Raw genomic sequence first — 12,454 nt, 5'->3', positions numbered from 1 at the left:
ATTCCCTGCTCTGAGCAAAGCAGGTTATTCGCAGAGCGGTCAACCAGGTGAGCTGCACCAACACCAGACAACGGTGGCGAGCGCGTGCAGTCTCTCGTAGCGTTAGGCAAAATCATGGGCTGAGCATTCAGCGCCTCCGCCAACGCTTTATTGGAGATTCATGGCCTTTTACCCATATCGATTCGCCCCGATCATCCTGGCCGCGTTCCTTCTCATCGGCTGTTCCGCCCCGGCACCTACCGGCGAAACTCCACTCAGCGAAACCGCGGCGCCTGCCGGAGGAACGATCGAGCTAGCAGTATCCGAGACATGCGCCACAGGATCCGACCCGAAGTGCGTACCGGTTGGGAGCGGGTCCATCGTGAGCCCCGCCACATTCGAACGGGCTCAGGTTTCGAGCGCGGTTGTTGCCGAAAACCAGAAGAATGCCGTTGAAGTGACCTTCACAGACGATGGGGCAGCGATCTTCGGTGCTCTGACTCAGCAGGCAGCTCAAGCCGGCCCAGACTCACGCCTGGTCTTCAAGATCGACGACACGATGCAGTCTGCGGTCACAGTGATGGAACCTTTGACAGGCAACGAAGCAGTGATTGTGCTCTCACCAGACGACGACGCCCAAGACATCGTGGACCGGCTCAACGGCCGCTAATCCGCGACATCTCATGCGGAGTTCTGCTCGAACGAGGCCGCTCCCAACCCCGAGAGCCTAACCGCAGCGGAATTTCGGAAGTGCTCATCGTTTCTCCTATCGGTGTGCCACCCAACACATATCGTCGCCGAGCAAGATCATCTTTATGCCAGATGATCTTGATAAGTTACTATTTCGAGAATGGACGATTTCTCGACTATCAACGCGCCGGTCGCGCTGCCCACGATCGATTGGGACGCGGGAGGAATTCAGACCGAACTCGGCTGGGCCCTGCCTGCGACGTATCAAGGGTTCTCGCGGTCTGCCACCGGTGCGGTCGCCGATGTCCCGGGGGGCCCGAGGGGCTATCAGGTGCTCGTGGCGATCACCACCGAGGAACCCTCCTCGCAATTGGCGCTCGCTCACCGGCTCGGGATCGACAAAACCCAGATGACGTATGTGATCGACGCCCTCGAGGCAGGTGGGTTCGTCGAGCGTCGCCCCGATCCGAACGATCGGCGGATCCGCCAAGTACACCCAACAGGTGCGGGCCGGTCGTTACTGACCTCAGCACGTGGCGCCCTGCGCGAGGTCGAGGGTGTCCTCATGCGTCACCTCAGCCCGGACGAGCAGACGCAGTTACGCAGGCTCCTGGCTCGGGTCGCACTCGGCGCCGGGGATGTTGAGGCCTGCATCACTGACGCTCGCGCCGCCGCCGAGCACCCCTCGCAACCCCCTCGCCGATCGCACTGATGCATCCCCCTTCGACCACAACAGAATGAGACCTCACCCCATGACCAACACCATCCTTGTAGCCGGCGCCACCGGCGACCTCGGCCAGCGCATCGTCCGCGAACTCCTTCAGCACGACGTTAGGCTCCGAGTCCTCACTCGCCCCGGTAGTACAAAAGCTGCCGCGCTCTTCGGTGACGCCGACCGCGTCGACATCGTCACCGCCGCGTACTCCGATCACGGTGCTTTGACTGCCGCCATCTCCGGCGTCGACGTCGTTGTGTCGGCGGTTAGTGGCGTCCGTCCCGTGATCGTCGACGCTCAGCGCGCTCTCCTGAAAGCGACCGTTGCCGCCGGGGTGCCCCGATTTATTCCTTCAGATTATGCGGCCGACTACCGCCAGATCTCCCCGGGCAGCAACCGAAACTTCGAGCTGCGCCGTGAGTTCGCCGCTGACGTCGATGCGGCCCCTGTCCAAGCCACCTCGATTCTTAACGGCATGTTTACGGACCTGCTCGCAAATGAGGCGCCGATGATCCTTTTCGGCCGTCGCCGGGTTCTGTTCTGGTCTTCCGCCGACCAGATTCTGGACTTCACGACCAAAGACGATGTCGCCCGAGTCACCGCGCTCGCCGCCCTCGATAACGACGCGCCCCGCGTCATCGAGATCGCCGGCGCACAGGTCTCCGCCCGAGACGTCGCCCGCACAATGACCGAGCTGACCGGCACTCCCTTCAAACTGCAATGGGCCGGCACCACAGCCACACTTTCGGCCATGAGCAAAATTGGAAAGACACTGTCGAAAAACCCGGACGAGACATTCCCCGCCTGGCAGGGAATGCAGTACTTCGTCAGCATGTTCAGCGGCCAAGCGCAACTGCACCACGTCGACAACGACCGTTACGGCCCCCACACGTGGACTACGGTCCGCGACGTCCTCCAGGCTCACCTCACTCATCAGAGTGCATATACGACGCCCTGAGCTGCGCACCCCGATCACTGCCCATAACGGAAAGAGAACAAGTCACGCCAGTTGGGGTAAACCCGCCATCGGCCAGAAAGCGTCAAACGTCATAGACGTCTCAGTCAAAAAGACACGTGGACAACGAAAAAGGCCCCGCCAAAAAACGGGACCCTTTTCGTTGTAACTACGCGTTCGTTGTCACTGCGTGCCCTAGCTGTGGCCGGCGCGACGCTTGTTGTAGACGTCGAAGGCAACGGCAAGCAAAAGCACGAGGCCCTTTACCGCCTGCTGCCACTCAATACCGATGCCCATGATCGACATACCGTTGTTCAGCACACCGATGATCAGACCACCGATGATTGCGCCACCGATCGTTCCAACACCACCTTGCACAGCCGCGCCACCGATGAAGGCTGCCGAGATCGCTTCGAGCTCGAATCCATCACCGGCTTTCGGGCCAGCGAGGTTCAGCCGGGCGGTGAAGATGAGTCCGGCAAGGGCGGCAAGCACTCCCATGTTGACGAACAGCAGGAAGTCGACACGACGGGTCTTGATACCGGAGAGCTCAGCCGCGTGGCGGTTGCCACCGATCGCGTAGACGTGGCGGCCGAAGACAGTGCGGTTCATGACGATGCCGTAGATCATGACGAGCGCAGCCAGGATGATCAGCGTGACCGGGATACCCTTGTAAGACGCGAGAGCGTATGCGAAGAACCCGATGACGACTGCGATCAGAACGAGCTTGATCCAGAACCAGAGAGCCGGCTCCACATCCTGGTCGTACTTTGCGCGGCCGGCGCGAGCGCGTAGCTGCTGCACAACAAGCGCGATGATCGCCGCCGCCCCGAGAAGCAGCGTGAAGATATCCGGCTTCACTGAACCGAAGACGCCGTCGAGGAAGCCGTTACCGAGGGCACGGTACTCCTCGGGGAACGATCCGATGTTCGCGTTGCCGAGCACCACGAGCGCGAGCCCGCGGAAAATGAGCATGCCCGCCAGCGTCACGATGAACGCGGGTATCCCAACGAACGCGACCCAGAATCCCTGCCAGGCACCCACCAGCGCTCCGATGAGCAACGAGAGGATGACGGAAAGCCACCAGGGAAGTCCCATGTTGACGGCGAATACACCGGAACAGGCGCCCACAAAGGCTGCGACTGATCCCACCGACAGGTCGATGTGACCCGCGATGATGATCATCACCATTCCGATCGCCAGCACGAGAATGTACCCGTTCTGGACGACGAGGTTAGAGATGTTCTGCGGACGCAGCAGGATGCCATCGGTCAGCACCGCAAAGAGCGCAACCACCGCGACAAGCGCGATGAAAATGCCGTTCTTCCCGAGGTCGGAGATGACGGTAGTGATCCAGCGAGTGAACTTGTTGTCTTCAGGCTGAACGAGACCGCCCGCAGCCTGCGAATCTTGAGAGAGATTGTCGTTTGACATGAAATGTGTCTCCTGCAAGCCCCGTTAGCGGGACTTCTCCATGGTCATAAGTTTGAGGACGGACTCGGGTGTTGCTTCGGCGATCGGCAGTTCACCGGTAATGCGCCCCTCGGAAAGGGCGTAGACACGATCAGAAATGCCGAGCAGCTCCGGAAGCTCGGAAGAGATCACGATGATTCCCTTGCCCTCGGCTGCGAGCTTGTTGATGATCGTGTAAATCTCGTACTTTGCGCCGACATCGATGCCGCGGGTGGGCTCATCGAGAATCAGCACGTCAGGATCTGAGTAGATCCACTTCGACAGCACGACCTTCTGCTGATTTCCGCCGGACAGCTTGCCGGTTTTCACCAACACGTTCGGCGCCTTGATGTTCATGTCTTTGCGGTACTTATTCGCGACACGGAACTCTTCGTTGTCGTCGACCAAGCCAGCCTTTTCTAGCTTCTTCAGAGACGCAACTGAAATGTTGCGCTTGATGTCTTCGATGAGGTTGAGACCGTAGGTCTTGCGATCTTCAGTGGCATACGCAATACCATTGTCGATAGCCTCAGCGACGGTGCGGGTCTTGATCTCCTTACCGCGCATGAACACCTTGCCGGAGATCTTGCTGCCGTAGCTGTGGCCGAAAAGGCTCATCGCGAACTCGGTACGCCCGGCCCCCATGAGACCAGCGATTCCGACTATTTCTCCGGCGCGCACGTTGATCGAGACCTTATCGACCATCACCCGGTTGGAATCCTGCGGGTGGTGTGCGGTCCAGTCCTCGACGCGCATAAGCTCTTCGCCGATGCTCGGCTCGTGGTCGGGATAGCGGTGCTCGAGATCGCGGCCCACCATGTCTTTGATGATGCGGTCTTCGGTGACATCCGCTTTGGCGATGGTCTCGATCGTCTTGCCGTCGCGAATGATCGTGACGGTGTCGGCGACCTTTTTGATCTCGTTCAGTTTGTGGCTGATGATGATCGACGTGATCCCCTGCTCGCGCAGACTCAGAATGAGATCAAGCAGGTGGTCAGAGTCCTCGTCGTTCAGCGCAGCAGTCGGCTCATCGAGGATGAGGAGCTTCACTTCCTTCGAGAGCGCCTTTGCGATCTCGACGAGCTGCTGCTTTCCGACACCCAACTGATTGACCTTCGTCATCGGGTTGTCTTTTAGTCCCACTCGCTTCAAGAGCTTCGAGGCTTCGAGGTTGGTTTCGTTCCAGTCAACGAGCCCGAACCGGGTGCGCTCATTGTTCAAGAAGATGTTTTCGGCGATCGACAGGTATGGGCTCAGAGCCAACTCCTGGTGGATGATGACGATGCCCTTCGCTTCGCTTTCGCTCAGGCTTTTGAACTGCACCTCGTCGCCGACGTAGACGATTTTGCCGTCGTACGTTCCGTGGGGATAGACCCCCGACAGCACTTTCATGAGCGTCGACTTGCCGGCGCCGTTCTCGCCGCAGATGGCGTGGATCTCGCCACGTTCTACGGAGAAGTTCACATCAGCGAGCGCTTTCACGCCGGGGAACGTTTTGGTGATTCCCCGCATCTCAAGGATGTGCTCGGACATCCTGCCTCCTCGTTAAACGGGCCCGAGCCGGGCGATGGAAATTTCCACCGCCCGGCCTGAGCACTCGTGGATTATTAACCGGTGATGTCGGCTTCGGTCCAGTAACCGCTGTCGACCAGCACCTCTTGGATGTTGTCCTTGACGACGATTGCCGACTCGAGAAGGTACGAAGGAACAACCGTCACGCCGTTGTCGTAGTCGGTCGTGTTGTTCACCTCGGGCTCTTCGCCGTTGAGAAGAGCAACTGCCATGTTCACGGCAACCTCAGCCAGCTGACGCGTGTCCTTGAAGATCGTGGCGTACTGCTCGCCACGGTTGATTGCCTTCACGGAGTCGAGCTCAGCATCCTGACCCGAGATGATCGGCCACTCATCGCCGACCGTGTAGCCAGCGTCGGTGAGAGCCGAGATGATGCCTCGCGAAATGCCGTCATACGGAGACAGCACTGCGTCGACCTGTTCGCCGCCCGAGTAGGTCGACACGAGAATGTCTTCCATACGGCTCTGGGCAGTTTCTCCATCCCAGCGGAGGGTAGCTGCCTGCTGGAAGTCGGTCTGACCCGACGCCACGACGAGCGTTCCCTCGTCCATGTACGGCTGCAGGGTGTCGATCGCACCGTTCCAGAAGAAGGTCGCGTTGTTGTCGTCGGGTGAACCGGCGAAGAGTTCGATGTTGAACGGACCTTCAGGAGCTCCGTCAATCGGTGTGCCATCGAGCTCGGTGAACCCGAGACCGTTGAGAATCGATGTCGCCTGCTGAACGCCAACCTGGTAGTTGTCGAACGACGCGTAGTAGTCAACGTTCTCGGTGTCACGAATCAGGCGGTCATACGCGATAACCGGGATGCCGGCATCCGCTGCTTCTTGCAGCACGCTCGTGAGCGTCGTGCCATCGATCGATGCAACGATCAACGCTTCGGCGCCCTTCGTGATCATGTTCTCGATCTGAGAGACCTGCGTGGGGATGTCGTCTTCTGCGTACTGCAGGTCAACCGAGAAGCCCTGCTCTTCAAGCTGCGACTTCACTGCGTCGCCGTCCTGAATCCAGCGCTCTGAGCTCTTTGTCGGCATTGCAACGCCGACGAGCCCGCCGTCTCCGCTACCGCCTGAGTCGCCCCCACTCGCCCCCGAGCAGCCGGACAGAAGCAAAGCGCCCGCAACGACCGTGGCCGTTCCGAGAAGAATCTTCTTACCGTTCACTGTGTTCCCTTTCTGATGGACATCGTTGTCGCCTTCGTTGACAGCTTTGTCTTGGTGTCGATATTCGGTTTTGTCTTGGTGTCGATATTCAGTTGTGGTTCACCGCCGCAAATTCAGCGACGGTCGTCCGTGGTCTGCCCGTAGACATTTTGATATCGGTCGTAGAGCCGATCGATTGCCTCGGGCGGAATTGGCAGGAGGTCCCCGCCTTGGCGCGAAATGTGGATTGTGCGCGCCGCGTCTTCGAGCATGACGGCCGCTTTGACGGCGTCTTTCGCTGTGGCCCCGATCGTGAAGGGGCCGTGGTTCTGCATCAGCACCGCGCGTGAGCGGTGACCGGTAAGAGTCTCAACGATTCCGCGGCCAATCGAATCATCACCGATGACAGCGAATGGACCGACCGGGATTGGTCCGCCGAATTCGTCGGCCATCCCTGTCGTGACACAGGGAATCTCTTCGCCACGCGCCGCCCACGCGACCGCGTACGTCGAGTGAGTGTGCACAACGCCGCCGACTTCGGGCATGTTCCGGTAGACGTATGCGTGCGCTGCGGTGTCGGACGATGGAGAGCGATCGCTACCCGGAGTGTCCACCACGACAGAGCCATCGAGATCACACACGATCATGTTCTCGGGTGCGAGTTCATCGTAGGAAACGCCGGACGGCTTGATCACAAACAACTCGGTGTCCGGCACGCGTGCCGAGACATTGCCGCCAGTCCAGACGACCAGGCCGTACCGCACGAGCTCAGCGTGAAGCGTCGCGACCTGCTGCCGCGCACGAGCGATGGCCACTTCGGTCTTCGCCTCAGCAGCCTGCTGCTCACGTGCATCATTGCCCAAAACCACGTCCAGAACCCCTTCGTCCCCGGTCAATGTGACCGTTCACATTGCGTCACTATAGCCAGGTCGGAACGGGTCGTGTCAACTCCGGCCGTGTCTCAGATTGGTAACGAGACTCAACGAACCGGTGCGGCGGAGTTTCTGACGACAACTTCGGGCATGAGCGGATCCGTCGCGAAGTCGCGCTCTGTTGCGGATCCGAGCAACAAATCAACACATCGACGGCCCAGTTCTGCAAAGTCCTGGCGCACAGTGGTGAGCGGAGGCCAGAAATGTGCAGCTTCCGGAATATCGTCGAATCCCACGATGCTGATGTCGCCGGGAACGTCGAGCCCGGCATCGCGCACGGCGTGAATGAGTCCCAACGCCATTTGGTCGTTTGAGGAGAAGATCGCCGTGAAGTCGCGAATACGCAGCAACTCGCGGCCCACGAAGAAACCGAAGTCCGCCGTCCAGTCTCCCAGAATCGGCGCTGTCGTGGCGATGTCGTTCGCGCTCATTTCCTCGAGAAAACCGCGCATTCTCGCCTCTGCCTCGATCCAGTCCTGAGGCCCGGAGAGGTGATATATCTGGCGGTGGCCGAGTTCGATGAGGTGCCGGGTTGCGAGCCTTGCACCCGCAACCTGGTCCACCGTGAGGTTATTCTCGGGCTCGAGATCGGTTGACTGCAGCGTCACGTAGGGCACGTTGAGTTCGTGCATAGCGAGAGCCCGAAAAACTCGCACTTGTGGCGCAATGACGACGAGGCCTTCGATGTTCTGAGCCATCAGGTGCGAAAGACCGGCCGCAATCGATTCCGGGTCAGAAGCATCGATATTCGCGGTGCTAACCCAATAGCCTCGAGCGCGTGCAGCCGCTTCAATAGCCGCAATCGACGACGCCGGGCCGTACTGCGTTGCGGACGAGGCGAGAACCCCGAGCGTTTGCGATCTGCTCGTAACGAGAGCGCGAGCTGCACGGTTTGGCCGGTACTGCAGCTGTGCCATTACCTGAAGTACACGCTCGCGCGTTTCAGGCCGAATGCTCGGGTGATCGTTGAGTACGCGAGAGACAGTTTGGTGAGAAACACTCGCGAGGCGCGCAACATCGCGGATGCTGGGCGCACGCCCGCTCGCTTCGTCGCCCATGGCACTCGCTTCCTTGTGATGCCCCCAGCTACTGGTGAGCCCATTATGCACGTGTTTGCGACAAATGTGACTGTCACATAGAGCGGCGCTATTTAGCTGCACCCCTGTTTCTCTGTCACATGTTGTCACATCCATGTTGTGGCGTACGCTGAGCCGCATGGCGGATTTGGCCCGATACCTTCCACTCAGTCAGCGTGAGCCGTCCGATTCGACTGAGGTCTCATCTGACCGACGCACGCAGATTAGCGAGCTCGTTGCCGAGGCTGCTCGGCTCCTTGAGCATGCGCCGAACGGGTCGGCGGCAGAGCTGGCCGAGACTTTCGTGCGGGAGGCGAAGCTGGGTAAAGGCATCCGTGATTCCTCGGATGTGTCCTCAGCGAAAGACGTCGCGGAGTGCGCAGTTCAGGTGCGCGAAGGGCCCAAGAGGCGTGTCCGGCATCTCGCCGACGCACTGCGAGCGCTTCTCGTGCTCGCCGCCGCGGTTGACATGACGCCACACGTTCCCGTCTTGACGTCGGGCGCAGTCGCACTTTTTGCCTCAGGTCGCGCACCGCTTGAGCGCCGTGCCGCTATCTCGGGTCACACCGTCAGTGCGACTGACGCTGAGTGGTCATTCGGTGCGGGGCCGGTGATTTCGGCGTCGGCGCTGCACATCGCAGCCTTCTTGTTGGGTGCGAGCGACGTACCGCCGCGTCGTCCGGTCTCGCCCTAGCTTGCTGCTATTAAGGCCTGATAAAACCGGACACCGGCTTGCCACGAATCGACGCGAATCCGCTCGTTATGAGAGTGGAGTGCTTCTCGCTCGCTTCGCGTGAGATGAAAAGGTGCAAACCTGTAGACGTTTTCGCTGATTCCAGTGAACCAGCGACTGTCAGTTGCACCCGACTGAAGATACGGCGTCGTGACTACCTCTGGACCGATGGCAGTCGACACCGCCGTCGCGATTCGGCGCCACGGCTCGCCGCGCCAAGGCGATACCGGTGATGGCTCCGAATCATGGCGCACATCGATGGCAATGTCGGGGTCGCTGATCACTCGACGCATCCGTTCTCGCACTGACCCCACCGACTCGCCCGTCAAAATTCGCACATTCACCGATGCTCGAGCTGTTGTTGCGAGCACGTTGTCGGCTGATGCACCAGACAGTTCTGTCACAACGGCAGTCGTGCGAACAGTCGCATTCATCTCCGGCCCCATCCGCGACAACACTGCGGCCATGAGCGGCGCCGTCAGCGCGATGTGACGAAACGCCCATCCCAACAAGCCTGGAGCTGACGCCGCCACAGTTCGAAACATCGCGCGTACCGGAGGGGAAATACGCGCACGGAAAGGTCGACGTGACAGTCGAGTGATCGCACGTGCGAGTCGTGCGGTGGCTGGCAGCCGCAGCGGAGTCGATGCGTGACCGCCGCTTTCTCGTGCTGTCAGTATCACTGTCATGATTCCGCGCTCGGCAACTCCCACCATTGCCGTCGGCACAGAAACTCCGGGGATTGCGCCATCAACGATCGCGCCGCCCTCATCGAGGATCAGCGCCGGACGAATGCCCCGGTCTTCAAGGGTCTGGGCGATTGCACGTGCTCCCCCACCAGCGGTCTCTTCGTTGTGGCCGAACACGAGATAGATGTCGTGAGCCGGCACGTAGCCGGATTCGGCAAGAGACTCGACAGCTTCAAGGATTGCGACGAGAGCGCCCTTGTCATCGATCGCGCCGCGGGCGTGAATGGTGGCGTCGTTTCCGGTGCCGACAAGAGTTGCGACAAACGGGTCATATTCCCACTCTTCGGGCACGACCGGCACAACATCCATGTGCGCCATCAGCACGAGAGGCGCATCACTCGTCTTTCCGGGCCAGCGGTAGAGCAGCGCATGCTCGTCGATGATCTCGCGGCTCAGCGTCGCATGAGTTCTGGGGTACAGCCGTTCGAGTGCGGCAGTGAATTCAGCGAACGCCGACCAATCGGTGAGTTCTTCATCCACATGAGAAACAGTGGGTATGCGCAAAAGCTCGCGAAAGCGGTCAACGTCAGCGGTCACAGCCCGAGCCTAATCCGAAGAGCCGCTCGTGGGCATAGGGTCGGATGCATGACCGGAGATCAGACACCAAAACTGCGATGGGGAATTCTGGCAACGGGAGGAATTGCACACGCATTCGCGAGTGACCTTCGTACCGCCGGCCGCACCGTGACGGCTGTTGGCTCGCGGAGCTTGCAATCCGCAAAGAAGTTCGCGGCAGAGTTCGATATCGCGAACCCACACGGTTCCTATGAAGCGCTCGTGGCCGACCCCGACGTCGATATCGTCTACATCGCGACGCCGCATCCGAATCATCTCGACAATGCACTTCTCGCGCTTCGAGCGGGCAAGCACGTGCTGGTCGAGAAGCCTTTCACTCTCACTGCATCCGAAGCTGACCTGCTTCGGGACGCCGCAGCAGAGGCTGGTCTTCTCGCGATGGAGGCCATGTGGACGAGGTACCTCCCCCATATGGTGCGGATCCGCGAAATCCTCGGCGAGGGCACCTTGGGAGAGGTGCGCACGGTCTTCGCCGATCACACGCAGAAGATTTCGACTGACCCAACGCACCGCCTCAATGCCCTAGAGCTCGGCGGCGGAGCGCTCTTGGATCTCGGCATCTATCCAATTTCGTTCGCATGGGACATTCTCGGCGCCCCGGTTTCGATAGTTAGCGCGGGACGCCTGAGTGATGCTGGTTCCGACGCCGAAGTCGCGACAATTCTCACGCACGCAGATGGTGCCCTATCGACGTCTATTTCGTCATCTCGAGGACGCGGACCAAATATCGCTCACATTGTCGGCACGGATGCGCGTATCGACGTTGACGCTGTCTGGTACACCCCGACATCGTTCCGGGTTACCGCGTCCGATGGCACGATTCTCGAGGAATACACCTCAGAAGTAGATGGGCGCGGCATGCAGTATCAAGCTCTCGCCGCGGAGAAATTCGTCGCTGGCGGTGCTCTTGATAGTGACCTACTTCCGGTGGCTGAATCGGTGGCGATCATGGGCACCCTCGATGAAGTCCGCAAAATAATCGGTGTGCACTACCCCAGCGAGGACTGACATGGCCGACAACCGTACCGAGGCCCGTGTCGCTGTCTATATGGACTTCGACAACATCGTGATGTCTTGGTATGACCGCGTGCACGGCCGCAATGCATACTCGCGGGATCGTCAAAAGATCGCTCAGAACCCAGCGGACCCCGAAGTCGCCGAAAAGCTCACGGCCGCAACCATCGATGTCGGCGCAGTCATCGACTACGCGGCATCCTTCGGGACCCTCGTGCTCACCCGGGCATACGCAGACTGGTCCTCGCCCGTGAACTCGGAGTATCGCTCGCAGCTGGTTGCTCGCGCCGTCGATCTCGTGCAGCTCTTTCCGGCGGCCGCATATGCGAAAAACGGCGCCGATATTCGGCTCGCCGTCGACGCCGTCGAAGACATGTTTCGCTTGCCCGATCTCACCCACGTGGTCATCGTTGCTGGCGACTCCGACTATGTACCGCTTGCCCAACGTTGCAAGCGCCTCGGACGTTTCGTCGTGGGCGTGGGGGTCGCAGGCTCCACCGCAAAATCGCTCGCCGCGGCCTGCGACCGATTCGATGCCTACGACGCGCTACCGGGCGTCACACGACCCGAAAGCGCCGAGAAGAAGGATGCAACGCCTGCGCGCGCACGCGCTCGCAAACGATCGGTCGATCCGGCAGCAGACCTGCTCGAGCGCGCGCTGCGGTTGGAGGGCGACAAAGAAGGCACAGATTGGCAGCACGCCTCGGTGGTGAAGAGCCTCATCACACGAATGGATCCGTCGTTCAGCGAAAAGGCCCTCGGCCACCGCAGCTTCTCTGACTATGTAAAGGCGCACGGCGACGTCGCTGAAATCGACGAGTCAGAGAACATTGTGCTCGTCAGGCTCGCCGCAGCGCGACGCTAGGCGTTCG

General features: G+C 60.2%; 12 protein-coding genes. 6 read left to right on the top strand and 6 right to left on the bottom strand.

Annotated features, from left to right (window positions below; genetic code table 11):
- Window positions 1-160: 160 nt before the first annotated feature.
- The 3 genes from FHS06_RS09735 (at window position 161) to FHS06_RS09725 (ending at window position 2,342) form a co-directional block, all read left to right on the top strand.
- Window positions 161-649, top strand: coding sequence for a SecDF P1 head subdomain-containing protein (locus FHS06_RS09735; protein ID WP_167048802.1), 489 nt, complete (start codon window positions 161-163; stop codon window positions 647-649).
- Between the two features lie 180 nt (window positions 650-829).
- Entirely contained in the window at window positions 830-1,381 is a 552-nt protein-coding gene (locus FHS06_RS09730; RefSeq protein ID WP_167048800.1) for a MarR family winged helix-turn-helix transcriptional regulator, read from the top strand.
- 40 nt (window positions 1,382-1,421) lie between these two features.
- Window positions 1,422-2,342: an NmrA family NAD(P)-binding protein gene (locus FHS06_RS09725; RefSeq protein ID WP_167048798.1), complete on the top strand. Its 921-nt coding sequence runs from the start codon at window positions 1,422-1,424 to the stop codon at window positions 2,340-2,342.
- Window positions 2,343-2,534: 192 nt separating this feature from the next.
- Here FHS06_RS09725 and mmsB read toward each other — a convergent pair whose 3' ends face one another.
- The 5 genes from mmsB to FHS06_RS09700 all read right to left on the bottom strand — a co-directional run bounded on the left by mmsB (window position 2,535) and on the right by FHS06_RS09700 (window position 8,492).
- Window positions 2,535-3,773, bottom strand: coding sequence for a multiple monosaccharide ABC transporter permease (gene mmsB / locus FHS06_RS09720; RefSeq protein WP_167048796.1), 1,239 nt, complete (start codon window positions 3,771-3,773; stop codon window positions 2,535-2,537).
- Window positions 3,774-3,797: 24 nt separating this feature from the next.
- The gene (gene mmsA / locus FHS06_RS09715; RefSeq protein ID WP_167048794.1) at window positions 3,798-5,324 is read right to left on the bottom strand and encodes a multiple monosaccharide ABC transporter ATP-binding protein; all 1,527 of its coding nucleotides are present in this window, start codon (window positions 5,322-5,324) and stop codon (window positions 3,798-3,800) included.
- A 74-nt stretch (window positions 5,325-5,398) separates the two neighbouring features.
- Window positions 5,399-6,523, bottom strand: a complete 1,125-nt coding sequence (chvE, locus tag FHS06_RS09710; protein WP_167048792.1) for a multiple monosaccharide ABC transporter substrate-binding protein — start codon at window positions 6,521-6,523, stop codon at window positions 5,399-5,401.
- Between the two features lie 113 nt (window positions 6,524-6,636).
- On the bottom strand, window positions 6,637-7,317 hold the full coding sequence (locus tag FHS06_RS09705) for an L-ribulose-5-phosphate 4-epimerase (RefSeq protein WP_310734801.1): 681 nt from the start codon (window positions 7,315-7,317) through the stop codon (window positions 6,637-6,639).
- A gap of 164 nt (window positions 7,318-7,481) precedes the next feature.
- Entirely contained in the window at window positions 7,482-8,492 is a 1,011-nt protein-coding gene (locus FHS06_RS09700; protein ID WP_167048790.1) for a LacI family DNA-binding transcriptional regulator, read from the bottom strand.
- A gap of 157 nt (window positions 8,493-8,649) precedes the next feature.
- Between FHS06_RS09700 and FHS06_RS09695 the strand changes: the two genes are divergently transcribed.
- Window positions 8,650-9,204 carry a hypothetical protein gene (locus FHS06_RS09695; protein ID WP_167048788.1) on the top strand — a complete coding sequence of 185 codons (555 nt, stop codon included), beginning with the start codon at window positions 8,650-8,652 and terminating at the stop codon, window positions 9,202-9,204.
- Here FHS06_RS09695 and FHS06_RS09690 read toward each other — a convergent pair.
- A complete protein-coding gene (locus tag FHS06_RS09690) occupies window positions 9,201-10,529 on the bottom strand; it encodes a M20/M25/M40 family metallo-hydrolase (protein WP_167048786.1) in 1,329 nt (442 codons plus the stop codon). The genes FHS06_RS09695 and FHS06_RS09690 overlap by 4 nt on opposite strands.
- A gap of 48 nt (window positions 10,530-10,577) precedes the next feature.
- Here FHS06_RS09690 and FHS06_RS09685 point away from each other — a divergent pair, with 48 nt between their 5' ends.
- Both FHS06_RS09685 and FHS06_RS09680 read left to right on the top strand, forming a co-directional pair.
- A complete protein-coding gene (locus tag FHS06_RS09685; protein WP_167048784.1) occupies window positions 10,578-11,576 on the top strand; it encodes a Gfo/Idh/MocA family protein in 999 nt (332 codons plus the stop codon).
- Between the two features lies 1 nt (window position 11,577).
- A complete protein-coding gene (locus FHS06_RS09680) occupies window positions 11,578-12,447 on the top strand; it encodes an NYN domain-containing protein (RefSeq protein WP_167048781.1) in 870 nt (289 codons plus the stop codon).
- Window positions 12,448-12,454 lie beyond the last annotated feature (7 nt).

This window comes from Microbacterium halimionae, from assembly GCF_011761265.1.
Classification (GTDB): Bacteria; Actinomycetota; Actinomycetes; order Actinomycetales; family Microbacteriaceae; genus Microbacterium; species Microbacterium halimionae.
The sequence above is the reverse complement of the archived record's forward strand: the minus strand, read 5'-3'. Positions and strand labels throughout refer to the sequence as shown.

Bases quoted from the DNA above. Each gene is read 5' to 3' on its own strand.
- FHS06_RS09735 (WP_167048802.1), top strand. From the start codon at position 161: ATGGCCTTTTACCCATATCGATTCGCCCCGATCATCCTGGCCGCGTTC.
- FHS06_RS09730 (WP_167048800.1), top strand. From the start codon at position 830: ATGGACGATTTCTCGACTATCAACGCGCCGGTCGCGCTGCCCACGATC.
- FHS06_RS09725 (WP_167048798.1), top strand. From the start codon at position 1,422: ATGACCAACACCATCCTTGTAGCCGGCGCCACCGGCGACCTCGGCCAG.
- mmsB (WP_167048796.1), bottom strand. From the start codon at position 3,773: ATGTCAAACGACAATCTCTCTCAAGATTCGCAGGCTGCGGGCGGTCTC.
- mmsA (WP_167048794.1), bottom strand. From the start codon at position 5,324: ATGTCCGAGCACATCCTTGAGATGCGGGGAATCACCAAAACGTTCCCC.
- FHS06_RS09700 (WP_167048790.1), bottom strand. From the start codon at position 8,492: ATGGGCGACGAAGCGAGCGGGCGTGCGCCCAGCATCCGCGATGTTGCG.
- FHS06_RS09695 (WP_167048788.1), top strand. From the start codon at position 8,650: ATGGCGGATTTGGCCCGATACCTTCCACTCAGTCAGCGTGAGCCGTCC.
- FHS06_RS09685 (WP_167048784.1), top strand. From the start codon at position 10,578: ATGACCGGAGATCAGACACCAAAACTGCGATGGGGAATTCTGGCAACG.
- FHS06_RS09680 (WP_167048781.1), top strand. From the start codon at position 11,578: ATGGCCGACAACCGTACCGAGGCCCGTGTCGCTGTCTATATGGACTTC.